Here is a 26005-nt window from a genome sequence, read left to right as displayed (position 1 = left end):
CAACAGAGGGGAAAGACAATGAAAAAACTCTTGACGACAACCGTCGCGGCACTGGCTCTGACGGCGGGAATGGCCGCCGCCGAGGGCAAGCTGGTGGTTTATCACTGGTTCGAATACATCCCGCAGGATCTGCTGGACAAGTTCAGCGAGGAATATGACGTCGAGGTTGTCATGGACACCTACGACAGCAACGAGGCGCTGCTGGCCGCGCTCAAAGCGGGCGCCATCGGCACCTATGACGTCGCGGTGCCCGGCGACTACATGGTGCAGATCATGGCACAAGAGGGCCTGCTGGACACGATCAAGGACGGCGAGCTGGCCAACAAGGACAATATCCAGCCGCAATGGGCCGACCCGTCCTTCGATCCGGGCCGCGCGCATTCGATCCCGTACCAGTGGGGGTCCACTTCATTTGCCGTGAACCGCGATGTCTATGACGGCGACATCAACACCACCGACATCCTGTTCAACCCGCCTGCCGCCCTGTCGGGCAAGATCAACATGCTGGACAGTCAGGGCGAGGTCATGGCCATGGCCGCGCTGCACATGGGCATTCCGCAATGTTCCACCGACCGCGACCAGCTCAAGGCGCTGAACGCCATGCTGCAAGAGGCGAAACAGCATTGGGCCTCGTTCAACTCGGACACCGCGAAAGAGGTGCTGGTCTCGGGCGATGCCGCCGTGGGCCAGATCTATGACGGCTTCGCCGCCAAGGCGCGCGAAGAAGGCGCGAACATCGAATACGCCTTTCCGGCACAGGGGTATGTGGTCTGGATGGACAATGTCGTGCTGCTCAAGGATGCGCCCAACCGCGACAACGCGCTCAAGTTCATGGATTTCCTGCTGGAGCCTGAAAACATCGCCGCCGTCACCAACTATGCGCGCTACGTCGCGGGTGTCGAAGGCGTTGGCCCCTTTCTTGATCCGACGCTGGCCACCCAGCCTGAATCGAACCCGCCCGCCGATGCCGGTCAGGGCGTCTTTATCCAGGTCTGCGACCAGCAGGTGCAAGAGGTCTATGACCAGATCTGGACCAACCTGAAAAAGTGACCTTGGTCAGGTGATAAAAAGGGGGCGTTCCGCGCCCCTTTTTGCCTTGGACCAATCCAAGGGTCAGGCCAAACAGACCTTGGGACGTTGCGCCACCGGGCGGTTGATGGCTTCGGGTCCAGAAACTTCGGGCCATGTGACAAGGATCACCGCACAGCCGTCGCAATCCGCCGCTTTCAGTGTCTCGACCAGCGCCCCCAGCGGGCAGTTCAGCAATTGCTCGCCGGGTTTCGAAACCTCGATGGCCACCCGCACCGGGCTATGCGGCGGCAATCCCCGCGCAATCAGGTCATCCCGAATGCGCGCCGCCTGTCGCACCGACATGTAATAAGCAGAGGTCGTTCCCGGCACGGCATGTCGCGTGCTGTCGGGCAGGGCCGCGCCCTCGCGGCTTTGCCCGGTGGTCAGGATCAAGGTGTCCGATATGCCGCGTTCGGTCAGGCTTTCCCCAAATGCTGCCGACGCGGCCGAGGCCGCGGTGATGCCCGGCACCACGTCAACCGTCACACCTGCGGCACGCAGGACGGCGATTTCCTCACCTGCGCGGCCAAAGATGCCGGGATCGCCGGATTTCAAACGCACCACCCGTTTGCCTTGTTGCGCCGCCGTCAGGATCACCGCGTTGATGCGGTCTTGAGGCCAAGCGTGCGCGCCGACATGTTTGCCGACAAAGATCCGTTCGGCATCACGGCGCGCCAGTTCCAGCACCTCGGGATCGACCAGCCGGTCGTAAAAGATCACATCCGCTTCTTGCAGCCGTTCGACCGCGCGCAGGGTCAGCAGGTCGCGCGCACCCGGTCCCGCCCCGACAAGGGAAACATGACCCTTGGCGGTTTTGCGCGGGGCACCGCCCGCATCGATGGCGGCCTTGATCGCCTGCGCCGCCTCGCGTTCGCCGCCACGGGTCCATGTCATGCGCGGCGCACCCTTGAAGACCCACGCCCAAAAGGCCCGCCGCTGACTGCGCGGGACACGCGCATTGACCACGGGCCGCAACCGACCCGCCAGCGCCGCCAGACCGCCCAGCGAGGGGGACAGCATCTCTTCCAACCGGGTCTTGATCTCGCGGGTCAGGACCGGCGCAGTGCCCTCGCTGCCGATGGCCACCACAACCGGATCCCGATCGACCAGAGCCGGGGTCGTGAGGTCGCACAGTTCGGGCCGGTCGACCACGTTGACCGGGCAGCGCACCGCCCGGGCCAATCCGTGCGCGGCGGCGTCCAGCCCCGGACATCCGGTGGCGATGAACCCCATGGCCGCGCCGTCGAACGTGTCGGCGGACAAGCTGCGGTGATGAACCGCCCGCCCCGCCAGCACCAGCGCCTGCAACTCTGCGTCCAGTTCCGGTGCGACCAGCAGAATCTGCGCATCCGTCTTGAGGATCAGCCGCGCCTTTTGTGCCGCCTGTTCGCCCCCGCCGACGATGACGACACGGCGGCCAGAGGTGCGGATGAACATCGGAAAGCTTTTCATGGCGGTCTCCTGTCAGGCGGTCTGCGGAACGGGGCGGGCTTGCCAAAGCTGCGTGGCATCGGCGTCCTGCCCCAGGGTGTCCAAGGCCAGCGCCGCGGTGCCCAGAACGATCTGGCGCGCGAATTCCGGCCCCCGATCCCGGTCCCAAAGCGCGGTCAGCGCTTCGCCGGGCAGGTCAAGGTCAGACAGGCGGCGGTGATCCTCGGTCAGCGCGGCAAAGCTGTCCTGCCACGGCTGGCTATCACGCAAACCGAACCCGGCGATATCCATCCCCGGATGCCGTTCGAATTCGCCGCCGCCGCCCTTGATGACGCTGAGGTTGCGCCAGCCGAGCAATTGCGCCGCATCCGCCTGCAACAGTCGATAAGACGGGTGAAAAACGCCCTGCACGCTGGCCGTGGCGCGGCCCGGGTTCAGCATCCGGCAAACAGTGTTGATGCAGGACCGCAGGCCCAGCCTGCGCCGCAGGTCCAGCAAGGCAAACAGCGCGGGGTGCGCCTGTTCCAGCGGAAGGTAGGCGATGCCACCGTTCTCCAGCGCTTGTGCCGCTTGCGCCGGGGTTGCGACCGTCGGGATGCCCAGCCGGGCAATCCCGTCGCGGATCGCCCCGTCCTGCCCGTTCCAGCCATGCAGCAAAACGCGGTGCCCTTTGCCCGCGACCAGCTTGGCCGACAGCAGGAACCATGGCAGGCCCCGGGTGCGCCCTGCCGCATAGCAGGGCCAATCCAGATCCACCTGAGGCCAATCCGCCAAGGGGGCCTGCGCGGCGCGGGCCAGACCGGCGATTTCCGGCGCGGTCTCTCCCTTCATCCGCAGCAGCATCAGCAGCGCGCCAACAGCCTCGGGCGCGGCCCCTTCCAGCATCAGGGTCATGGCCTCGGCGGCCTCATCCTCGGTCAGCGACCGCGACCGACCCGGCCCCCGGCCAAGGGTGCGCACATGGGCGGACAGGCTCATTCCGCGGCCTCCCTTGGTTGCACCGAAGCCAGCAGGTCGGCCAGTTCCGGACGGCAGGAACCGCAGTTCGTGCCCGCCTGAAGCGCCGCGCCGATGGCTTCGACGCTCAACAACCCGTCCTTTTCGATCGCGGTGAGGATGGTGTTCACGCCCACCCCGAAACAGGAACAGAGGATCGGGCCGGGATCTGGCATATCGGCGGGCGACCGGCCCGACAGGATGCCATGGTCCGGCTGGTCCGGCAGCGTGGCAAGGTAATCACGCATGACGGCGACCGGTGTGGGCGACACGAACAACGCCGCGACCAGACGACCGCCCTGTCGGAACACCAGCCGCGCGCTGCCCGGCCCCGGCCCGATGACCGAGGACACCTCGGCCCAGGGCAGGCCGAACAGCACGCGGGCCTCCTCCTCCCAGTTTTGCGGGGCTGTCATCCCCGCAAGTTCGGCGCGCATCCCGGCGCGTGTGGCACTGAGCGCCCAATATTCGGCACGCGGCGTCATCGGGCGGGCCGAGACGGCGAAACCGTACCACGCCGCCTGCAACCGGGTGACATTGACCACGCTGGCCTTGCTTTCGGGTTGCCCGGACACCGGGTCCGTCACCGGCGCCACAAGCGTGTCGATCCGGGCCGAGGGTGCAGTTTCCCCCGTCCAGTGGATCGGGGCAAAGACCTGACCGGGCTGGACCGCATCGGTGATGCGCGCGCGCAGGATGGCGCTGCCCTGCGGGCTGTGGACCTGCACCAGATCGGCGGAGCCGATGGCCTGTGCCCGTGCATCCGACGGGTGGATTTCAAGGAACGGCTCGGCCAGATGTGCGGACAGGCGGGGCGACAGCGCCGTGCGCGTCATCGTGTGCCACTGGTCACGCGTGCGCCCGGTGTTCAGGCGGAACGGATAGCGCGGCGCGGTCTTTGCCACGGGCGGACGCCAGGACACCGGCAAGAGGCGGGCCTTGCCGTCGGGGTGAAAGAACCGGCCATCGGCAAAGAACCGACCGCCTTTGCGCAGTTTGCTGACCGGCCAGCGTACCGGGGCCATCTCCTCGTAGGCCTCGGCCCGCAGGGTGGCGAGCGCCGAGATGTCGAAATCACGGCCAAACGCCCCGGCGATCCCCGACAGCGCCGCGTATTCGCGAAAGATCTCGGCTGGCGACTGATAGTCAAAGGCCTCGTCCCAGCCCATGCGGCGACCGACCTCGGCAAGGATTTCCCAATCCGGTTTGGCCTGACCGGGGGCGGGCAGCACCGCGCGCTGACGGCTGATGGTGCGGTCGGAATTGGTGACGGTGCCGTCCTTTTCCGCCCATGCGCTGGCGGGCAGCAGGACATCGGCAAGGCGGGCGGTGTCCGTTGCCCCGGTAATGTCGCTGACGACGGTGAAATCGCAACCGGCGATGGCATCGCGCACAGCGTCGGCATCCGGCATGGAAACGGCGGGATTGGTGTGGATGATCCACAGCGCCTTGATGCGCCCCACTCCGACGGCGCGGAACATGTCGACGGCCTTGAGCCCCGGCGCATCGGGCACGAAAGGCGCGCGCCAGAAGTCGCGCACCGCTGCGCGGTGGTCGGCATTTTCAAGGTCGAGATGGCAGGCCAGCATATTGGCCAGCCCCCCCACCTCTCGTCCACCCATGGCGTTGGGCTGGCCCGTGACCGACAGCGGACCGCAACCCGGCTTGCCGATCCGGCCCGTGGCGAGGTGGCAATTCAGGATCGCGTTGACCTTGTCCGAACCGGAACTGGATTGGTTCACGCCCTGGCTGAAGATGGTGACGACCTTTTCGGTGCGGATCCATTCGCGGCAAAACCCGGTGATCTGCGCCTCGCTCAGCCCGGTGACGCTGCTGTCCTCGACGCTGGCCTTGCAAAGCACCTGATCGAAGCCTTCGGTATGTTGCAGGTATTCCTTGTCCAGCGCGCCGGCCTCGTAGATCGCCGCGAACAAACGATTGAACAGCGCCACATCCGATCCCGGTTCCAGCGCAAGATGCATGTCCGCGCCGTCGCAACTGGCGGTGCGGCGCGGGTCGATGACGATAATCCGGGTGCCGCGCCGTTTACGGGCGGCAAGCACGCGCTGGTACAGCACAGGGTGGCACCAGGCGAGGTTCGACCCGACCAGCACGATCAGATCCGCCTCTTCGAGGTCTTCATAGGTGCCGGGGACGGTATCGGTGCCAAAGGCCCGCTTGTGCCCTGCCACCGTCGAGGCCATGCACAGCCGCGAATTGGTGTCGATATTGGCCGAGCCGATGAACCCCTTCATCAGCTTGTTGGCGACATAGTAGTCCTCGGTCAGCAATTGGCCCGAGACATAAAAGGCCACGCTGTCCGGCCCGTGTTCGGCGATGGTGGCGGAAAAACGGCGGGCCACGGTATCCAGCGCGCGGTCCCAGGTGACGTCTTGCCCGCCGATACGCGGCGCCAGAAGGCGGTGATCCAACCCCACGGTTTCGCCCAGCGCCGACCCCTTGGAACAAAGTCGCCCGAAATTGGCCGGATGATCGGGATCGCCCTGCACCTGCACGCCGCCATCCGCCTGCGGCGTCAGCAGAACCCCGCAGCCCACCCCGCAATAGGGGCAGGTCGACCGGATCGGTTTCCGCCCTGCCCCGTCCATCACGCCGCGCTCCGGTTTTCCAGCACGCTGACGTCCAGCAGGATACGGCCCGCTTCGATGCGCACCGGGTAGACGGCAATGCGGCCTTCGTCGGCCCCCTGTGCCTCGCCCGTGTTCAGGTCAAAGACCCAGTTGTGCAGCGGGCAAGTGACCTTTTGCCCGTGAACGATGCCCTCGGATAACGGCCCGGCCTTGTGGGGACAGGCGTTGGAGGCGGCAAAGACCTCGGCCTCGGCGGTGCGAAAGACCGCGATACAGCCTGCGTGGGTCTTGACCAGCCGCGCGCCGCGCAGCGGCACATCTGACACGGCTCCGATGTCGATCCAGTTCATTCCGCAGCCTCCTTGGCGTGACACAGTTCAAAAGACCAAGACCCCGCCCCGGACTTGATACGGGGCCTCGCGGGCCGGCAGGAGGCCCCGGCGCAAAGGCCGGGGCGGGTTGCGACGATATTCATTCCGCCGCCTCCCGGGTGAAGTCGGCCATGGGCTGGAACCGGCGTGCGGCTTCGCCGTCGGCGCGTTCGGCCCAAGGATCTGTCTGATAGACGCTTTGCGAGATATCGAACCGGCGCACCAGATCGGCGCGTTCCGCTTCGTCCGACAGGACCTCCTGCACCCAGTCCAGCCCCACCTTGGCGACCCATTTATAAGGGCGATCAAGGTATTTGGCGTGCTCGCGGTACAGTTGGACAAAGGCGGTGATCCATTCGATCGCTTCCTCTTCGCTGGCCACGTCGATCAGGCGTTCTGTCTCTTTCACGTCCATGCCTGCCGCACCCGCGACGCTCACCTGGTATCCGCTGTCGACGCAGATCACGCCCACGTCCTTGCAGGTTGCTTCGGCACAGTTGCGCGGGCAGCCGGACACGCCGAGCTTGACCTTGTGCGGCGTCCACGACCCCCAGAGCTTTTTCTCCAGCTTGATGCCCAGCCCGGTGCTGTCCTGCGTGCCAAAGCGGCACCAGTCAGAGCCGACGCAGGTCTTCACTGTCCGCAGCCCCTTTGTATAGGCGTGGCCCGACACCATCCCCGCCGCGTTCATGTCATGCCAGATGGCGGGCAGATCCTCCTTGCGGATGCCCAGAAGGTCGATCCGCTGCCCTCCTGTCACCTTGACCGCCGCGTTGTATTTCTTGGCCGCATTGGCAATGGCGATCAGTTCGTCCGGCGTGGTCATGCCTCCCCACATGCGGGGCATCACCGAATAGGTGCCGTCTTTCTGAATGTTGGCGTGGTTGCGTTCATTGACGAAACGGCTTTGCGCGTCGTCCTGGTACTCCAACGGCCAGTCGGCCAGAAGGTAATAGTTGATCGCCGGCCGGCAGACATGGCAGCCGTTGACCGTCTTCCACCCCAGTTCCTGCCAGACCGCCTCCTGGCTTTTCAGCTCCTGGCTCTTGATCAGGCGGCGGACGTCCTCGTGGCTGAGGTCCGTGCAGCCACAGACCGATTGCGCCGCTGGCATCTGGAAATCGTCGCCCAGAGAGACCTGCAAAAGCTGTTCGACAAGCCCGGTGCAGGTGCCGCAAGAGGCGCTGGCCTTGGTCGTCGCCTTGATGGCGCCAAGATCGGTGGCACCCGCCGCAATGGCATCGGTAATGGTGGATTTGCAGACGCCGTTGCAACCGCAGATTTCCGCCTCAGGCGGCAAGGCTGCAACGGCTGAGAGAGGGTCCGCTTGGCCGCCTCCCTGGTAGGCCGGGCCAAAGATCAGCGTCTCGCGCATGTCCGAGATGTCGGTGCCATCCTTGATCAGACCAAAGAACCAGTTGCTGTCGGCGGTATCGCCGTACATCACCGCGCCGACCAGCCGGTCGCCCTCGATCACCAGCCGCTTGTAGACACCGCGCGCCGGATCGCGGAACACGATGTCCTCGCGGCCCTCCCCTTCGGCGAAATCGCCCGCGCTGAACAGGTCACAGCCGGTGACCTTCAGCTTGGTCGACAGTTCCTTGGGAACGAAAGCCGCCGGGGAATCCAACAAACCCGCCGCAACCACCTTGGCCTGATCGTATAGCGGCGCGACAAGGCCAAAAAGCTGTCCGTCAAGCTCGACACATTCGCCAACGGCAAAGATATCGGGGTCCGAGGTCATCATCTGCGCGTTCACCTCGATCCCGCGCGCCACGTCGATTTGGGCGTCATTGGCCAACCGCGTTTCCGGGCGGATGCCCACGGCCATCACCACAAGATCGGCGTCCAGAACGGTGCCGTCCTCCAGCAGCACCGCCTCGACCCGGTCCTCGCCCAGGATCGCCTTGGTCGAAGCCTTGGTCATCACCGTGATGCCGCGCTTTTCCAGATCCTTCTTCAGCAGATAGCCCGCCGCCTCGTCCAGCTGGCGTTCCATCAGGTGACCCATCAGGTGCAGGACCGTCACCTCCATGCCGCGCAGGGCCAGCCCCGCCGCGGCCTCCAGCCCCAGAAGGCCGCCACCGATCACCACCGCGCGCCCGCCCTTGGCAGAGGCTTCGATCATCGCATTGGTATCGTCGAGATCGCGGTACGAAATGACGCCGGTCAGATCCTTGCCCGGCACCGGGATGATGAAGGGCGCCGAACCGGTGGCAATCAGCAGCTTGTCATAAGCCACAGTGCCGTTCTGCCCGGTCACTGTCTTCGCTTCACGGTCGATGCCCACCACATGTTCGCCAAAGCGGCAGGTGATTGCATTTTCCGCGTACCAGGCATCGTCATGGGTGACGATTTCCTCGTAGGTCTTTTCGCCGGACAGAACAGGCGACAGCATGATGCGGTTGTAATTGCCACGCGGTTCCGCATTGAACAGCGTGACATCATAGGCATCCGGAGCCTGCTCGCGCAGGCGTTCCAGCACCCGGCCCGAGGCCATGCCGGCCCCGATGACGACCAGTTTGCGAGTCATGGCGTTCACTCCGCTGCTATGGCCCGGGGGGCGGTTTTCGGCTTGGGTTTGGCGCCATGTTCGTATTCCTCGAGGAAATCGAGCACCTGCGCGCGGTAGTGGTAGTAGTCGGGGTGTTCCAGCAGCGCCTTGCGCGACCGCGGGCGCGGCAGGTCCACGTCGACGATCTTGCCGATGGTGGCCTGCGGGCCGTTCGTCATCATCACCACGCGGTCGGCCAGCAGGATCGCCTCGTCCACGTCATGGGTGACGCAGATCGCGGTGACCTTGGTGCGGTCCCAGACCTCCATCAGCACTTCCTGCAACTCCCAGCGGGTCAGGCTGTCCAGCATCCCGAAAGGCTCATCCAGCAGCAGCAGTTTCGGCGACAGGGCAAAGGCCCGCGCGATGCCGACGCGTTGTTTCATGCCGTTGGACATGTCCGCTGCCGGGCGGTCCATCGCATCGGCCAGCCCCACCCGTTCAAGGTAGTATTCCACCACGTCCTGCCGTTCGGTCTGCGACGCGCGGGGATAGACCTTGTCGACACCGATGGCGCAGTTTTCCCGCGCGGTCAGCCAAGGGAACAGCGAGGGCGACTGGAACACCACCGCGCGCTCCGGGTCGGCGCCTTCGACATGGCGGCCGTCCAGCTTGATCGCACCTTTGGAAATCGCGTTGAGACCGGCGGCCATGGTCAGCACCGTGGACTTGCCGCAACCCGAATGGCCGATCAGCGAGATGAACTCGCCCCTATCCATCTTGAGGTTGAAATCCTCGACCACGGTCAGTGGCCCCTTGGGCGTGGGATAGACCTTGTGCAACTGGCTGAAGTCCAGGAAGCGCTCTTCGATCAGGCCGGACTGTGCTTCCTTGATAGCCTTGGGGACACCGTGGATCGGCGTCACGTCGGGCAGCACCTTGGTGCCTTCGGCCTTGGCCTCGATACCCACGTCCATCAGGTATTGCGTGACCTTGCCCCGCAATGCCTTGAACCGGTCGTCATGGTTCATCGCCGAACGTTCGCGCGGGCGGGCGATGTCGACGGTGAACTGTTCGCCAAGGCTGCCGTCCGGGTTCAGCGCGATGATGCGGTCGGCCAGCAGGATCGCCTCGTCCACGTCGTTGGTGATCAGGACACAGGTCTTTTTCTCGGCCTCCCAGATCTTTTCGATCTCGTCGGCAAGGTTGGCGCGGGTCAGCGCATCCAGCGCCGACAACGGTTCGTCCAGCAGCAGGACCTCGGGGTTCATGGCCAGGGCGCGGGCCACGTTGACCCTTTGACGCATCCCGCCCGACAGTTCCGCCGGGCGGCGCGTGGCAGCATGGCTGAGCCCCACCATCTTGACGTAATGGGCAACCTTCGCGGCCTTTTCGGCCTTGGGCATTGAGGGGAACACCGTGTCCACCGCCAGCCGCACGTTGCCCTCTACCGTCAGCCAGGGCATCAGCGAGTAGTTCTGAAAGATCACACCGCGTTCACGGCCCGGACCGTCGATCTGCTTGCCCTTGAAGGTGACGCTGCCCTTGGTAGGCATTTCCAGCCCGGCCATCAGGTTGATCAGCGTCGTCTTGCCCGTGCCGGAAAAGCCCAGCAGCACAAGGAACTCGCCGTCCTGCACCTCCAGTTCGATGTTGCGCAGGACCGTTGTGGCGGCCGTGCCTTCGCCAAATCCCTTGGTGACGTTCTTGAAGTCGATCACACCCATGTCGCTCACCGGTTGTTGGTAAAGGTGAAGAGGGATTGCAGCGCGAACATCACGCGATCCAGCAGGAAGCCGATGATCCCGATGGTAAAGACGGCCACCATGATCTTGGCCAGCGAACTGGACGAACCGTTCTGGAACTCATCCCAGACGAATTTGCCAAGTCCGGGGTTCTGGGCCAGCATCTCGGCCGCGATCAGAACCATCCAGCCGACCCCCAGCGAGAGGCGCAAACCGGTAAAGATCAGCGGCAGCGCCGAGGGCAGCACCAGCTTGGTGATCTTGGTATAGGTGTTCATTTTCAGAACCTTGGAAACATTCACAAGATCCTTGTCGATGCTGGCCACGCCCAGTGCGGTGTTGATCAGCGTCGGCCAGAGCGAACACAGCGTCACCGTGATCGCCGAGATCAGGAAGGACTTGGCAAAGAACCCGTCATTGGTCGTGTAAAGCGCCGAGACGATCATCGTCACGATCGGCAGCCATGCCAGCGGCGAAACCGGTTTGAAAATCTGGATCAGCGGGTTCAGGCCCGCGTTGGCCGTGGGGGACAGGCCCGCCGCGATGCCCAGCGGCACGGCAACGACGGTGGCGATCAGGAACCCGAAGAAGACCGTTTTGATCGAGGTCCAGATCTGTTCGTAGTAGCTGGGCGCGCCGGTATAGGCGACCTGCTTGACCCGTTCGGGCTGGCCCGCTTCGATGAACTTCTGGTTGCGCTTCTCGACCATGGCCTCGAATTTGGCCTTCTTGGCGGCCTTGGCCTGCGCATCGTCATGCAGGTTCAGCATCTCTTCCCAGACCTGGGCCGGCCCGGGGACAGCCCCCAGCGAGGTCTGCACCTTGGGTGCCAAGGTGCCCCAGAGCAGCAGGAACGCCATGATCGCCAGCAGCGGCACCACCAGCAAACGCCACAGCTCTTTCATCTGAGCGCGGGGATTATCCCCGGCAGCGGCCTTGAGCGCCGGCGTGATCCAGCTGAGGCCCAGAACCTGGAACCATTTGTCAGCGGCATTGATGCGGGTGAAGAGTTTCGCGCGGCGGGCCTCCCGGGCCTCGGCGGCGGTGAAGTCGGGGTCAACGGTGGTCATATGCGAGGTCCTCGGAGGGGGTGGTTGGAGGCACCGGATCAAGTCCGGGGCAGGCTCCCGGATCGGTGCCGGGGCGCGTGTCACAGGGTCATCGCGCCCCGGGCCTGACCCGGGGCCTCAGCCTGTCTTGCGGTCAGCCCTTGACCTCGGAGCCGACGACCATCTGCGCGCCCTTCAACCCGATGGGCAGGCTGTCGAGATAGGCGTTGGGCGCCTTGCCGTCGTAGGGGATGCCGTCGATGATGTCGGCGGCCGGGGTCGGTGCCTTGTAGCCATCGCTGTCCCATGGGAAATCGGCCTCATCGGCCAATCCCTCATCCACCAGCATCCGCGCGGCTTGCAGGTAAATGTCCGGGCGATAGACCTTTTTCGCGACCTCATCGTACCATGCATCGGATTTTGCCTCGGGGATCTGGCCCCAGCGGCGCATCTGGGTCAGGTACCAGACCGCGTCCGAGTAGAACGGATAGGTCGCGTTGTAGCGGAAAAAGACGTTGAAATCGGGCACGTCGCGTTTGTCGCCCTTTTCGTATTCGAAGGTCCCCGTCATCGAGTTGGCGATCACGTCGTAATCGGCGCCCACGTATTCGGCGCGGCTCAGGATCTCGACCGCGTCGGGGCGGTTCGCGTTGTCATTCTCGTCCAGCCAGATCGCCGCGCGGATCAGCGCCTTGGTTACAGCCAGCGTGGTGTTGGGGTATTCCTCGGCGAATTCGGCGGTGATGCCGAACACTTTTTCCGGGTTATTCTTCCACAGCTCGTAGTCGGTGATGACCGGCACGCCGATGCCCTTGAACACCGCCTGCTGGTTCCACGGCTCACCCACGCAATAGCCATAGATCGTACCGGCCTCGAGCGTGGCTGGCATCTGCGGCGGCGGCGTCACCGACAACAGCACATCCGCGCCAATCTGCCCGGTGATGTTCTCGGGGCTGTAGAACCCCGGATGCAGCCCACCAGCCGCCAGCCAGTAGCGCAGTTCATAGTTGTGGGTCGACACGGGAAAGACCATGCCCATGTTAAAGGGCTTGCCCTCGGACTTGTACTTTTCGACCACCGGCGCAAGCGCCTCGGCCGAGATCGGATGCACCGGCTTGCCATCCTCATGCGGGATGTTCGGCTTCATCTGGTCCCAGATTTCGTTCGAGACGGTGATGCCGTTGCCGTTCAGATCCATCGAAAAGGGGGTGATGATATGTGCCTCGGTGCCAAAACCGATGGTCGCGGCCAGCGGCTGACCTGCCAGCATATGTGCGCCGTCCAGTTGCCCGCCGATCACGCCGTCCAGCAACACCTTCCAGTTGGCCTGTGCTTCCAAAGTCACGAACAGGCCTTCATCAAGAAAATAGCCGTTTTCATAGGCCACGGCGAGCGGTGCCATATCGGTCAGCTTGATGAAGCCAAAGGTCAGTTCGTCCTTTTCAAGCTCCAGCATCTGTGCCAGCGCCGGGCTGACAAGGGCCGTGGTGGCCGCAAGGCCAAAGAGGAAAGACTTCATGAGGTCGGTTCCTTTTTTTTGGGGGCGCCCGGGACCTTGGATCTGATCCGGGCAAAACAAAAAAGCCGCAAACACGCCCTGTCCGGGAGGTGGACAAGGTGTGAGCGGCGTTGCTCGGATGATCCCGATCTATGGGAGGTATTTCGCAGGACGTACGCCATTGCACGTCATGGGTTTAGTCTGTTCAACGCCGCGCTCAGGATCAACTGTCTTTGCCGCGTCGCAGCGGAATCCAGGCATTTTCGACCCGTGGCCACGCTGCGATGCCGCATTTTTGGGCATCAATCCCCGGCAGGATCAAAAACGCGGCCATCAAAGAATGCATCCGGCGCCAGCAAAAGCTGACCTTTCTGTGAAGCCACCGCCGTAGTTTCCCGAATCGAGCCTTCGAGTTTCTCGGACGCACCGGGCAGATCCGCACCGGTGGACGCCATCTCACGGCGGTAGATGTCGCTGCGAAAAACCTCGGCCGCCTGCTTTTGCGCTGCGACCGCGTCCAGCCCGCTGCGCCGGGCAATCCGGTTGGCGATCCACTTGGCCTGACTGCGCCAGGGAAAGCCGACAGCCCCGGAATGGAATTGCACGAACCCTTCGACTTCGCGTTGTTCGGCATGACCCGAGATGGTCAGCCGCCCGGTCAGGGCGCGGTCGATGACTTCGGAGGGCAGATCCAGCCAGATCCGCTGCGACAGGATTTCCGCCGTCGAAGTCCGGTGGCCCGGCGCATCCAGCCAGCGCGCCGCCCGCCATGTGGCCCGCATCAGTTTGCCCAGAAGATGCGGTTCTGTCTCGGCCCAGTCGGTCCGCACCGCCAGCACCTTTTCAGGCGCAAAGGACCAGACTGCCTTGCCCGGCAACAACAAGGCCCCTGCCCCGTTTTCAACCGAGGCCGATCCCCAGGGTTCGCCCACGCAAAAGGCATCCACGTCCCCCTCGGCAAGCGCGCGCGCCATCAGGGGCGGTGGCACGGTGCGGACCTCGAACCCGATTTTCGCAAGATCCGAGCTTTCCAGCCAATAGTGCAACAGTTCGACATGCATCGAGAATGGAAAAGGCACGCCAAAAACCAGCGGGCGATCCGTGACCGAGGCCAACGCCCGTGCCGCGCCCGCCGCATCGCGGAAATCGAACCCATACCCCGTGGCGCGCAACCGGTCCTCCAAGGCGCGGCTGACCCCGATCACATTGCCATTGACCGACAGCACCGACACCGCCGACACCGGTTGCGTCACCCCGCCCAGCCCCAGCGCCATGGCCACCGGTACGGGCGACAGCATATGGGCCGCGTCTACCCGGCCAAAGGCCAGCATGTCGCGGACCGAGGACCAGGACGGCGCGGCGATCAGATCCAGTTCGATGCCTTCCTCGCGGGCAAAGCCCATTTCGCTGGCCACGATCAGCGGCGCCGCATCCACGAGTGGCACATAGGCGACAGGCAGTTTGACCAACTTCATGACAACAGCCCCGACGCGGTGACCAACGCCTCGGCCACATCGGCCACGCGGCGGCCCTGGTCCATCGCCGCCTTGCGCAGCAGGGCATAGGCCTCATCTTCGCCAATGCCGCGAGCCTTCATCAAAAGACCCTTGGCGCGGTCGATGACCTTACGTTCTTCCAGCGCCCGGCGTGTTTCGGCCAGTTCGCGGCGCATCTGGCGCACCATCTGAAACCGGGCAATGGCCGCATCCAGCACGGGTTTGACCCGTTCCGGTTTCATGCCGTCCACCACATAGGCCGAAAGCCCCGCCTCGACGGCCTCGCGCGCCAGATCGCCCGCCGCGCCGGACACGAACATGGCCACGGGACGCTCCATCGGGCCGGAGGCCAGCGTCAGTTCTTCCAGCATGTCGCGGGTGGGATTGTCGATGTCGATCAGCACCACGTCGGGTGCCAGCGCCGCGATCCGCCGTGCAAGGCTGGACGCATTGCCGATGACATGCACGTCATAGGGCCCCGAGGCCTGCAAGGCATCGACGATGGCGATGGCGCGCTCGCGGTCTTCCTCGACGACAACGATGGTGATCCTGTCCTGCATGCCGTCTTTTCACCGGCGCGGCGGGTACGGGCAAGAAATCGCAGCCTCCTGCTGCCCGGCGGTGCGGCACTTGCCCAAAATTTAAGCGTGAAGTGCTGCGCCGCCCGGAATAGCAAAAGGGCGGCGCCATGGCACCGCCCCTTCCTTGGCAAGTTCAGTCGCGCCCCTGAAAGCGCCCGAAAGCCTGTTAGCCCTGGAACAGCGACAACAGGGACTGCGGCGCCTGGTTGGCGATCGACAGGGCCTGAACACCCAGCTGTTGCTGGACCTGAAGGGCCTGAAGACGGGCCGAGGCCTCTTCCATGTCGGCATCGACCAGCGCGCCGATGCCCGATTTCAGCGCATCGGTCAGCTGCGACACGAAATCCGCCTGGGTTTCGATCCGGCCTTGGGCCGAACCAAAGGCAGAGGCCGAGTCGATGGCTGTCTGGATCAGGGTTTCGATTTCCATCAGGGCGGCGTCAACACCGTCCTGCGTGGTCACGTCGATATCGGCCAGCTCCTCAAGACGGCCACCGATGGTGGCATCGCCCACGTCGTAGCTGCGGACCTGGATCGTGAAGTTGTCGCCGGTGTTGTTCGCACCGGTAAAGTCGATCTGGTTACCATTGGTGCCGTTCACCGCCGCGCCGATGCCCAGCCCATCGGTGATGTCCGCGTTGTCCTCGACATACTTGTTGAAGGCTGCGGCCAGCCCCGCGGCCACGTCTGCCTCGGTATCGCCGTCGCGGGCGACATAGACGATTTCCTGATTGCCAGCGGTGTTGGTGGTGTTGAAGGTCGCCAGACCTGCGGCACCTGCCGTGATCTCGATCGAGAAACCGGTGCCTGCCGCAATGGTGCCGGTGCCGGCACCGGGGGTCTGGCCGACAACAGCTGCGGTCATGGGCTGGGTGGCGTTACCGGCAAGCGCAACCGCTGCGGTGTTGGCTGCGCCGGAAAGCATATCCGTACCAACCGCCGTGGCCGAGGCAGAGGCCACGTCGATCGACGCTGCGCCAAGGCCCAGATCCTGCTTGGCCACGGTGATGTCCGACGCGGTGACACCGGTGCCCGAACGATCCAGCGAGGCAAGGATATTGACACTGCCCGAACCCGCCGTGGTTTCGGTGTTGGACAGCAGGTTCAGGCCGTTGAACTGGGCCGCGCCAACAACACCGACGATCTGGTCGCGCAGCTCATTGACATCGGCCTGAATCTTGGCCCGATCGACGTTTTCCTCTTGTGCGGCGACGATGCGGCCCTTGATTTCCGTTAGCAGGTCGACGGTGGTTTCGGCCGCCTGGCGGGCAACGGCGACGGTGGATTGGCCAAGGTTGAGGCTGTCCGAGATGCCCTTGAAGCCTTTGACATCGGCTTCCATCACCTTCGAGATCGCCCAGACCGCCGAGTTGTCCTTGGAGGTTGCAACGCGTTTGCCCGTCGAGATTTCCGACTGGGTATCCGCGAGGTTGGCATTGATGGTTTTGAGGGTTTGCAGCGCCACCATGGCGCCATTGTTCGTCAGGATGCTAGACATATTCTTGCCCTTGCTGTTCGAAAGCGCATTTTGGCGCCGGTTTCATTTGCCGCGTTCGGCTATGCTGTCGTCGTTCTGACGGATGCAGGTCTTGGGTTTCGGCCTGCGCCACCGCTTCAGGTGCGCCGCCAACCTCTCCGTTACGGATGAACAGAAGGCTAAAACGCTGTTCTTGCTTGCATAGAATTTGTCTGAAACCGGAAATATCCTGTCGCGTCGCCGGGGCGCGCCAAGGTGTCACCGGGCGCGCGGAGGGTTCAGCGGCCTTGTTTTACTGGCGCTCGCGCTGCACGACCTCAATGCCGTGGGCTATCGAATCCGGCGGGTGCAGGATTACGCGGGCACCTTCGGAAAGCCCTTGCAGGACCTCTGCGTGGCGTCCGTCGCGGCGCCCTATGGCGATGGCAACCTCCCGCGCCAAACCGTCATCCAAAATATATGTAAACCATTGCCCCTCACGCCGGAAAACCGCGGCCAGAGGGATCAGCAAGGCATCCTCGGTGCGCCATTCCTCGATCCGGACAAAGACTGAATAGGCCTGCCCCAGCCCAGCCCACATTTCGGGCGGAGAGGTCAGGTCCAGCACCGCATCCACCCGCTGCTCCTCGATGCCCAGGGCCGAGACCACGGTCCGTGCGGCCGGTTCGATCAGCCGCAGCTCCGCTGCCAGCGCGTCATCGCCGCCCCAGCGTTCGATCCGCGCCGATGCGCCCGGGGTCAGCCGCGTCGCCTCCGAGGACAGCAGGTCGACCACGATTTCAAGGTCGCCCGGGTCGCCCACTGTCAACAGCGGCGCACCGGCCAGAACCGGCCGCGCGCTTTCGCCCTGCACCGAAAGCACCACGCCATCCGCGGGCGCGAGGATCGGCAGGCAGCAATCGCCCCCGTCCGGGGCCTTGTCCGGCAAGATCAGCGCCGCCTGTGCCCGTTCCAGCGCCGCGCGGGCCATTTCCAGCCGCGCCGCCGCCGACATGCGTTCGGCCTCGGCCTGCGACAGCTTGCGGTGCGCCTCGTCCAGCTCCGCCAGTGTCGAGGCCCCGCGGGCAACAAGCGCGTCGATCCGGTCGAACTGCGACCTCGTGTAAGTCTCGTTGGAGTCGGTCCGCACCACCTCGGCCTCGGCGAATTTCACGCTGGCCTCGGCCTCGCGCAGCGCTGCCTCGGCCTGCGCGCGGCTGCGGGCGTCCAGCAGCGTGGGCACCGCCGGTTGTACCTGCGCGACCAACGTCACGTCCTTGACCACCATGTCCCCGACCGAAACAGGCAACCGCAGGACCGTACCCGAAATCGGGGCCGAGACCTCGTAGACCTCCTTGATCCTGGTCTTGCCTTCGGCGTCGACGGTCACGCTCAGCGCGCCGCGCGCCAACACGGCGGTATCCACCGCGATCGGATCGGTACGAAAGGCCGTCGCGACCAGCCCGCCCACAAGGGCAAGGCCAACGGCGGATACGGCGATGGTGCGCAGGGACCACATAGGTTCACTCTCTCGTTTTCATGACGGAAATCAGGTCAAGCCGGCCAAGGCGGATCGCCACAAGCGCCACCGAAACGACGGCAGCCCCCAGCACGATCAGGCTGGCCCGGGCAAAGGTGCCCGGTTCCAGCACCAGCGGAATGGCGTAAAGGTCGCTGGTGAACCCCTCGGTCATCAACCGCGCGACGCCATAGCCGATCCACCAGCCCACCGGCTGCGCCAGCAGCGCCAGCAACAGCACCTCACCGGCAAGGATATAGGCGACCTCACCCTTGCCAAAGCCAAGGATGCGCAGGCAGGCCAGTTCGCGCGCCCGTTCGGACAATTGCACCCGTGCGGCGTTATAGGCCACGCCCACGGTGATGATCGTGCCGAGAATGCCATAGACCGTTGTGGCAATCAGGATGTTCTGGCTCAGCGTATCCATAAAGCTGCGCCGGTTCTCGGTCATGTTGATCGTCCCCATGAGCCGGGGAAAATCCTTGATCTGCTCTTCAAAGGCATCTGCCGCGGACGGATCGGCAAGGGTGACGTTGACGTTGGACACACGCGGGCTTTGCCGGAACATGGCATTCAGCGTGTCATGGGCGAAATAGGCACCAAGGCCAAAGAACTGGGTGACGATGCCTGTCACGGGCACCTCGTGACTCTCGCGCCGGCCGCTTTCGAAACTGACGGTCAGGGTCTCGCCCACCTCGATGTGCAGCGCCTCGGCCAGCCGGTCCGACAGCAGGATGCCAAAGGGATCGGGCGCGATGATGCGCCCGTCCCCGTCCACCACCCGCGCCAGATCCGCCGTATTGGCGACGGTCGACACCGGCACCTGCTTTTCATAGGCGCCGTGGATCAGGCGGGCGGCATGGTACTGCTGCGGTTCGACCTGCAACACACCGGGCAGGCGCGCGACCTCTTCCAGCGCGGTGATCGGCGCGTCGGGGTCGAACAGCAACAGCATGTCCTGCCGGTTCGATTGTTAAAAGGCCGTGTCGATGATTTCTTCCATCGCGTCGGGAAAGAAGTTAGAGGCCACAAGAACCGCCACTGCCATCGCCATGCCCAGCAGCGTCATCCCCGCCCGCAACGGCCAGCGCAGAAGGCTGCGCAGGATCATTCGTGTCGGTTGTCCCAATCGCAGGAAATCCGCCACCACGTCCAGGGTAGAGCCGCGGAAACTCGGCGGCGCGGGCGGCGCCATGGCCACGGCGGGCGCCAGCCGCGCAGCGCGCATGGCGCTGGTCAGTGCCCCCGCGCTGGTGGCGAACAGGCCAAGGATCGCGGAAATCCCGTAGACCCTCAGCGGCACGCCAAAAACCAGAAAGGGAAAATCGAAATACTTGGCGTACAGTCGCGACATCGCCTGCGCCAGCCATGTCCCCACGCCCCAGCCCACCACGATCCCCAGCACCGCGATCAGCGCCGCCAGCATCAGGTAATGCAGGCCGATTTCCCAGTTGGTGTAGCCCACCGCCTTCATCAGCCCGATTTCCGACCGTTCCAGCTGGACGATCCGGCCCATGACCATGTTCACGAGAAAGATCGTGATCCCAAGAAAAACCGGCGGCAGCACCCATGCCAGCACCTCAAGCGACTGGATCTCGGCATCGAGGAAAGCGTTGGATTGTTGTGCATCCCGCCCCACCGGCGTCGTCGCACCAAAGGGATCCAGCAGCGCCTTGACCGCATCCTTGACCGGCTCCAGCGGGGTGCGCGGCAGCACGGTCAGCGCCACCGTGTTGAAGGCCCCTGCCATGCCAAAACCCGCGTCCATGACCTCGGCCTCCAGCCAGAGGATGCCAAAGGTTTCGTTCTGCGGCATCAGAGCACCGGGACCGATGGTATAGATGAACTCGGGCGAGAGGGCGGTGCCAATGATCGTGACCGCGCGTTTGCGGCCGTTGAGGTTGACCGAAATCACATCGCCCAGCGCAAACCCGTTGGCCTTGGCAAAGGGTTCGTTGACCGCCACCTCGCCGGGGCCTTCGGGCCAGCGCCCCGACCGCAACAGCGGCACATTCAGCAGCGGCTCACCGCTTTCGGGGCGCGAGATCAGCAACCCGGTCGCCGGTTTCGACCGCCCCGGTATGTCGAGAATCGCGTAGGACCGCACCTGCGTTTCCACCTGCGCCACACCCTCGATATCACGCAACCGCAGCGCCAGACTGTCCGGCGCCCGCCGGGCTGAGGCAAAGACATGCGCAAATCGGTTGCTGTCGTAATAAGCGCTGCGGGTTTCGTTCAGCGCCCGGCTCATTCCCACCGACATCAGGATCACCGCGACACCCGCCGCCAGTACCAGCGCAATCGCCAGCCCCTGCAACCAGAGCCTGCGGAAGTCGCGCAACAGCTTGAGGTCCATCGCGTGCATCAGGTCACCAATGGATGTCCGAGGCGGCAAGCCGGGTGTCGTTTTCCTCGATCCGCGCGATCTTGCCGTCCTGAAAGCGGATCACCCGATGCGCCATCTGCCGGATCGCGGCGTTGTGGGTGATGACCGCCGTCGTCGTGCCGAATTCATCGTTGATGCGTTGCAACGTGGCCAGAACCTGCGTGCCGGTCTTGCTGTCCAGCGCGCCGGTGGGCTCATCACACAACAGCACGTCGGGGCGTTTCGCGATTGCGCGGGCTATGGCAACCCGCTGCTGTTCGCCCCCGGACATCTGCGCCGGGAAATGGTCCATCCGGTGGCCCAGCCCCACCAGTTCCAGCGCCTCGGCGGGTTTCATCGGGCGTTTCGCCACATCCGTGACCAGTTGCACGTTCTCACGCGCATTTAGCGAGGGCACGAGATTGTAGAACTGAAAGACAAAGCCCACGTGGTCGCGCCGAAACCGCGTCAACTGGCGGTCGCTTGCCCGGGTCAGCTCAGTCTGGCGGAACCAGAACCGCCCGTCGCTGGGCCGGTCCAGACCGCCAAGAATATTCAACAGGGTCGATTTGCCCGACCCCGACGGCCCCAGCAGCACCGTCAGTTCCGAGCCATAAAGTTCAAGATCCACACCGGCCAGCGCACGAACCTGCACTTCGCCGGTGTCATAGACCTTGGTCAGTCCCTCGGTGCGAAATACCACCTCTCGGGACACGCCCGCCGCCTTGCCCATGACCATCTCCGCGTTTCACGGGCAGTCTGCCTGTGAAACGCGCCGGACGACATGATCGGTATCAAGGCGGCGCGGCGGTTTCGCTGTCCTGCGACCTAGAGCGCAACCGCCCGCCCGGTGGCCGCGCTTTCTTGCGCCGCCAGCCCGATCCGAACTGCCGCCATGCCATCGGCCAGCGTCACCTCGGGCGCGCCTTCGCCGCGCACCACCGCATTGAACCGTTCGTGCTGGTAATAGGTGGAGCCGTTATGGTCGCCCGCCGCAAGCAGCTCCGCCTCGACCGGAACCTCGATCAGGCGCGGCCCCTTGGGCACGCGTGGCGACACGATGACCTGCGGCACCGGCGGTTCACCAAGATGCTCGGGCCAGAAACGGCCCGGTCCGGGCACCAGCGCCTCGATCTTGCCGCGTGGCCCCATGGCGCTGATCTCTTCCTGATAGCGCGATCCTTCGGCGAACATGCAAAGTTCCAGCATCGCCCGCGCACCTCGGGCGAAATCTACGATGACATAGCCATTGTCCCAGATGTCCGGCGCCTTGCCGTCATAGGTTTCATCCTTGTGGTTCACCGCCTGCCCGGCGCTGGCCATGACGCGCACAGGCTCATCCTGAAGGATCAACCGCATGAGATCGAAGAAATGGCAGCATTTTTCGACCAGTGTGCCGCCGCTGCGCAGGTTAAACCGGTTCCACGCCCCGACCTTGGGCAGGAAGGGAAACCGGTGTTCGCGGATCGTCAGCATCGCAATCCCACCGGTGGCATCGGCCATTTCCTCGCGCAGCAAGGCGATCGGCGGCATGTAGCGATATTCCATCGCAACCCAGACCGGGGCCGGATAGCTGGCCGCGAAATCACGCAGAAAGGCCTCGTCCTCGGGCGTGGTATACAGCGGCTTTTCGCACAACACCGGCAACGGGCGGGTGGCCGCGATCTGGCGCAGTTGCGGCACGTGGCAGTCGTTCGGGCTGACGATCACCAGCGCGTCCAGTTCCTGCACCGCCAGCAACGCATCCAGCGTTTCGCAGACCTGCGCACCGCCAGCCAGCTCCGCCGCGCTGAGCGCCAGTTCGGCCACCGGGTCGTAGACCGCAATCACCTGCCCCTGCGGCAAAAGGTTGATGTTCTGAATATGCTCGCGCCCCATCATGCCGCAGCCGATGAGACCGTACCTGACCATGGTCATGCCTTGCCGATCCTGTTGATATAGATGACGGTGCCCGGATCGAACCAGGTCCGTGAAAACTCGACGACCGCGCCAGCGCTGTTGCGCGCAGTACGTTCGATATACCCCGAGATGCTGCCCGTTTCGGGCGGGAACCTCGGGTCGCGCCAATCGGGCACCGGCCCGACGGACACGCGATCCTCGGCCGCGAGGATCACCAGCCCCAGCCGCTCGCGGTAGAAGAGGTAGAGCGATTCCGAAACGTCTTCGGCGGTGATCTGTTCGGCCTGCGCGCCGTCAAGCCAGATCTCTTCCATCGCGGCGGGCACCCCACCAAGGAATCGCAACCGGCGAAAACGCCAGCCCTCGTCCGAGGGGCCGAAATCAGGCGCATCCGCCGGTTTTGGCAGGCGTTCGACGCCCAGAAACTCTGCCGTCGGCAGGCCGCCTCCGGTCTTCAGTTCCAGCCGCAGCATGGAATAGATCGAGGCCACGCCTTCGCGCGCCCGCACATAGTTTCCCGATCCCTGAACCCGGTCCAGCAACCCTTTGTTTGACAAGGTTTCCAACGCCTTGCGCAGGGTGCCAACGGCAATGCCCAGCTGTTCGGCCATCTCGCGTTCCGGGGGCAGGCGCGCGCCATCCGCCAGCCGTCCGCTGGCGATGTCACGGATCAGCGTTTCGCTGATCTGGGCGTGTTTGGGCAGCGCCGCAGAGGGGCGTCCTCGCACCAAGTCCCTACTCCTCCGAAACCGGCCACGGTTTTCCGCAGCGCAAATTAATACACTATTGATGCATGAATTTCCGGATGCTACGCAAGAGGAAATCGACGCCGAATCCGGCGCGCAACTGGGAGGTCCCCGTATGACCGTCGTGCCCGTCACGTCGCCCGATCTGGACGCATCCGAGGTCAGCTGGTTCTCGGCGCTCTGCTCTGATGACTACCGTTTTCTCGGCATCCCCGAAGGCGACCTGCGCTCGTCCTTCGAACACTGCCGCGACATCGTGCTGGAGGCAGAAAAGCAGGGTTTCCGCAATATCCTCGCGCCCTCGTCCTACCAAGTCGGGCAGGATACCCTCAGCTTTGTCGCCGGCATGGCGCCGCTGACCGACCGCATCAACATGCTGGCGGCGATCCGCTGCGGCGAGATGCATCCGATCATGCTGGCCCGCACGGTGGCGACGCTGGATCACATGATGAAAGGCCGGCTGACGCTGAACGTCATCTCCTCGGATTTTCCCGGCGAAAAGGCTGAAAGCCGCTATCGCTATCAGCGTTCGCGCGAAGTGGTACAGATCCTGAAACAGGCCTGGACCCAGGACGAGATCAACTTTCAGGGTGAGGTCTATAACTTCGAGGGCCTGACCACCGATCCGGCCAAACCCTATCAGACCGGCGGCCCGCTGCTGTATTTCGGCGGCTATTCCCCCGACGCGCTGGAACTCTGCGGCCAGCATTGCGACGTCTACCTGATGTGGCCCGAGCCAAAGGAAAACCTCGCCCAGCGCATGAAGGACGTGAACGCCGTGGCCGAACGCTATGGCCGGACGCTGGACTATGGCCTGCGCGTGCACATGATTGTCCGCGATACCGAGGCAGAAGCCCGCGAATACGCCGAACACCTCGTGTCCAAGCTGGACGATGAATACGGCACGCTGATCCGCGACAGGGCGCATGACTCGATCTCGCTGGGCGTGTCGCATCAGGCCCGTGCCCGCGAACTGGCGGACAAGTTCGGCTATGTCGAACCGCATCTGTGGACCGGTGTTGGCCGGGCGCGCTCGGGCTGTGGCGCGGCGCTTGTGGGCTCTGCCGATCAGGTGCTTTCCGAGATCGAGACCTATCGCAAGATGGGCATCCGTGCCTTCATCTTCTCCGGCTACCCGCACATTGACGAATGTCAGCATTTCGGCAAGTTGGTCATGCCGGAGCTCAAGACCTGCTCGCTGCCGCATGAATACGGCCGCGTGCCATCCGAAACACCGGCAACGCCCCTTGGCGTGGGAGAACGCAAGTAATGGATCGCGTCGAACTGCAACAGGGGCTGAGCTTCAGCCGCATCGTCTATGGCATGTGGCGTCTGGGCGACGACAGCAACACCTCGCCCGAACATGTCCGCGCCAAGATCGACGCCTGCCTTGATCAGGGGATCACCACGCTGGATCAGGCCGACATCTACGGCGGCTACGAGGCCGAAGAGATCCTTGGCACGGCGCTGACGCCTGAGTTGCGCAACAAGGTCGAGATCGTCACCAAATGCGACATCGTCGCGCCGGTGGGCCGCTATGCCGACGCCAAGGTGAAATACTACGACACCAGCCGCGCACATATCCTTGCCTCGGTCGACCACTCGCTGCTTCTGATGAAGACGGATCGTATCGACCTGCTGCTGATCCACCGGCCCGACCCGATGATGGATCACCGCGAAACCGGCGCCGCGCTGGACGAGGTCGTCGCCTCGGGCAAGGTGCGCGCCGTGGGCGTGTCGAACTTCAAGCTGCACGACTGGACGCTGCTGCAATCGGCCACCAAGACGCCGCTGGTCACCAACCAGATCGAATTGAGCCTGTCGGCGCACGACGGGTTCACAAATGGTGACGTGGCCTATCTTCAGGAACGCGGCATCGCGCCGATGGCCTGGTCGCCGCTGGGCGGCGGCAGCCTGATGACCGGGGACACGCCGCTGACGCAGGTCATGGACCGCGTGGCCGCCGATTTCGGTGTCGATCGTGCCGCCGTCGCGGTTGCGTGGCTGTTGGCGCATCCGGCGGGCATCCTGCCGGTCATGGGTACAAACACCATCGACCGCATCAAAGGGTTCTCCAAGGCATTCGACGTCCAGATGACGCGCGAGTTGTGGTACGAACTCTACACCGCGGCGCTGGGGCACGAGGTGCCCTGATGGACGGCGACCTGGGCCAGACGATGCAAGTGTTCGACCCCTCCGAGGATGCCCGAGCCTTTCGCGATGCGCTTGGGTCTTTTGCCACCGGCGTGACCATCGTGACCGCCCCCGGGCCTGACGGCCCGATGGGCATCACCGCGTCCAGTTTTGCCAGCGTTTCGCTGGACCCGCCGCTGGTTCTGTGGTCGCCGCAAAAATCCTCGCGGCGCTTCCCGGTGTTCCGCGATGCGACGCATTACGCCATCCATGTTCTGGACGGACATCAGCAACAGCTTTGCAACGCCTTCACCCGCGATGCGCAGGCTTTTGACGGGCTGGACGTCGTCACCGACGAAAACGGTGTTGCCCGCATCGGCGGTTGCCTTGCCCGTTTCGATTGTGTCCAAGAGGCCGTGCATGACGCCGGCGATCATGTCATCATTGTCGGGCGCGTGCTCTCTGCCGCGTTCCGGCCCGGCCTGCCGCTCCTGTTTCAGGGCGGACGGTTTGTCAGTCTGAAAGGCTGACACCTCAAGGACCGGGGCGCCAAGATCCCGGCCT

At 64.2% G+C, this 26005-nt stretch carries 21 protein-coding genes; 4 read left to right on the top strand and 17 right to left on the bottom strand.

What is annotated here, in order from left to right; translation table 11 throughout:
- Positions 1–18 precede the first annotated feature (18 nt).
- The gene (locus KJP30_RS15675) at positions 19–1050 is read left to right on the top strand and encodes an extracellular solute-binding protein (RefSeq protein ID WP_218450283.1); all 1032 of its coding nucleotides are present in this window, start codon (positions 19–21) and stop codon (positions 1048–1050) included.
- 63 nt (positions 1051–1113) lie between these two features.
- On the opposite strand, the gene cysG is transcribed toward KJP30_RS15675, so the two are convergent.
- The 17 genes from cysG to KJP30_RS15595 all read right to left on the bottom strand — a co-directional run bounded on the left by cysG (position 1114) and on the right by KJP30_RS15595 (position 23293).
- Positions 1114–2523 (bottom strand): siroheme synthase CysG, encoded by a 1410-nt coding sequence (gene cysG / locus KJP30_RS15670; RefSeq protein WP_218450282.1) that lies wholly within the window; start codon positions 2521–2523, stop codon positions 1114–1116.
- A gap of 12 nt (positions 2524–2535) precedes the next feature.
- Complete coding sequence (locus KJP30_RS15665; RefSeq protein ID WP_218450281.1) at positions 2536–3480, bottom strand: glycosyl transferase family protein; 945 nt, start codon at positions 3478–3480, stop codon at positions 2536–2538.
- Complete coding sequence (locus tag KJP30_RS15660; RefSeq protein ID WP_218450280.1) at positions 3477–6107, bottom strand: nitrate reductase; 2631 nt, start codon at positions 6105–6107, stop codon at positions 3477–3479. The genes KJP30_RS15665 and KJP30_RS15660 overlap by 4 nt, the downstream gene beginning before the upstream one ends.
- Positions 6107–6439 carry a nitrite reductase small subunit NirD gene (gene nirD / locus KJP30_RS15655; RefSeq protein ID WP_218450279.1) on the bottom strand — a complete coding sequence of 111 codons (333 nt, stop codon included), beginning with the start codon at positions 6437–6439 and terminating at the stop codon, positions 6107–6109. Before nirD ends, KJP30_RS15660 begins: the two co-directional genes overlap by 1 nt.
- A gap of 121 nt (positions 6440–6560) precedes the next feature.
- On the bottom strand, positions 6561–8993 hold the full coding sequence (nirB, locus tag KJP30_RS15650) for a nitrite reductase large subunit NirB (RefSeq protein WP_218450278.1): 2433 nt from the start codon (positions 8991–8993) through the stop codon (positions 6561–6563).
- A 5-nt stretch (positions 8994–8998) separates the two neighbouring features.
- The gene (locus KJP30_RS15645; RefSeq protein ID WP_218450946.1) at positions 8999–10681 is read right to left on the bottom strand and encodes an ABC transporter ATP-binding protein; all 1683 of its coding nucleotides are present in this window, start codon (positions 10679–10681) and stop codon (positions 8999–9001) included.
- Positions 10682–10686: 5 nt separating this feature from the next.
- Positions 10687–11769, bottom strand: coding sequence for an ABC transporter permease (locus KJP30_RS15640; protein ID WP_218450277.1), 1083 nt, complete (start codon positions 11767–11769; stop codon positions 10687–10689).
- 133 nt (positions 11770–11902) lie between these two features.
- Complete coding sequence (locus tag KJP30_RS15635; RefSeq protein ID WP_218450276.1) at positions 11903–13267, bottom strand: CmpA/NrtA family ABC transporter substrate-binding protein; 1365 nt, start codon at positions 13265–13267, stop codon at positions 11903–11905.
- Positions 13268–13548: 281 nt separating this feature from the next.
- Entirely contained in the window at positions 13549–14721 is a 1173-nt protein-coding gene (locus KJP30_RS15630; protein ID WP_218450275.1) for a CmpA/NrtA family ABC transporter substrate-binding protein, read from the bottom strand.
- On the bottom strand, positions 14718–15302 hold the full coding sequence (locus tag KJP30_RS15625; RefSeq protein WP_218450274.1) for an ANTAR domain-containing response regulator: 585 nt from the start codon (positions 15300–15302) through the stop codon (positions 14718–14720). The genes KJP30_RS15630 and KJP30_RS15625 overlap by 4 nt, the downstream gene beginning before the upstream one ends.
- Before the next feature lie 187 nt (positions 15303–15489).
- Positions 15490–16821: a flagellin N-terminal helical domain-containing protein gene (locus KJP30_RS15620; protein WP_218450273.1), complete on the bottom strand. Its 1332-nt coding sequence runs from the start codon at positions 16819–16821 to the stop codon at positions 15490–15492.
- 271 nt (positions 16822–17092) lie between these two features.
- Entirely contained in the window at positions 17093–18298 is a 1206-nt protein-coding gene (locus tag KJP30_RS15615) for an efflux RND transporter periplasmic adaptor subunit (protein ID WP_218450272.1), read from the bottom strand.
- A gap of 4 nt (positions 18299–18302) precedes the next feature.
- Positions 18303–19253 (bottom strand): ABC transporter permease, encoded by a 951-nt coding sequence (locus KJP30_RS24915; RefSeq protein WP_246594581.1) that lies wholly within the window; start codon positions 19251–19253, stop codon positions 18303–18305.
- 18 nt (positions 19254–19271) lie between these two features.
- Positions 19272–20663: an ABC transporter permease gene (locus KJP30_RS24910; RefSeq protein WP_246594580.1), complete on the bottom strand. Its 1392-nt coding sequence runs from the start codon at positions 20661–20663 to the stop codon at positions 19272–19274.
- Between the two features lie 4 nt (positions 20664–20667).
- Positions 20668–21396 carry an ABC transporter ATP-binding protein gene (locus KJP30_RS15605; RefSeq protein ID WP_218450271.1) on the bottom strand — a complete coding sequence of 243 codons (729 nt, stop codon included), beginning with the start codon at positions 21394–21396 and terminating at the stop codon, positions 20668–20670.
- Positions 21397–21491: 95 nt separating this feature from the next.
- Positions 21492–22580 (bottom strand): Gfo/Idh/MocA family protein, encoded by a 1089-nt coding sequence (locus KJP30_RS15600; protein WP_218450270.1) that lies wholly within the window; start codon positions 22578–22580, stop codon positions 21492–21494.
- Complete coding sequence (locus KJP30_RS15595) at positions 22577–23293, bottom strand: GntR family transcriptional regulator (protein WP_218450269.1); 717 nt, start codon at positions 23291–23293, stop codon at positions 22577–22579. The genes KJP30_RS15600 and KJP30_RS15595 overlap by 4 nt, the downstream gene beginning before the upstream one ends.
- A gap of 130 nt (positions 23294–23423) precedes the next feature.
- Here KJP30_RS15595 and KJP30_RS15590 point away from each other — a divergent pair, with 130 nt between their 5' ends.
- The 3 genes from KJP30_RS15590 to KJP30_RS15580 are packed head-to-tail and all read left to right on the top strand — an operon-like array spanning position 23424 to position 25971.
- Positions 23424–24578, top strand: coding sequence for an LLM class flavin-dependent oxidoreductase (locus KJP30_RS15590; RefSeq protein WP_218450268.1), 1155 nt, complete (start codon positions 23424–23426; stop codon positions 24576–24578).
- Positions 24578–25462, top strand: a complete 885-nt coding sequence (locus tag KJP30_RS15585; RefSeq protein ID WP_218450267.1) for an aldo/keto reductase — start codon at positions 24578–24580, stop codon at positions 25460–25462. The genes KJP30_RS15590 and KJP30_RS15585 overlap by 1 nt, the downstream gene beginning before the upstream one ends.
- A complete protein-coding gene (locus KJP30_RS15580; protein ID WP_425515714.1) occupies positions 25462–25971 on the top strand; it encodes a flavin reductase family protein in 510 nt (169 codons plus the stop codon). The genes KJP30_RS15585 and KJP30_RS15580 overlap by 1 nt, the downstream gene beginning before the upstream one ends.
- Positions 25972–26005 lie beyond the last annotated feature (34 nt).

It is taken from the genome of Antarctobacter sediminis (genome assembly GCF_019218285.1).
Taxonomy (GTDB): Bacteria; Pseudomonadota; Alphaproteobacteria; order Rhodobacterales; family Rhodobacteraceae; genus Antarctobacter; species Antarctobacter sediminis.
Note: the sequence above shows the minus strand (reverse complement) of the source record. Positions and strands in the feature narration are given on the sequence as shown.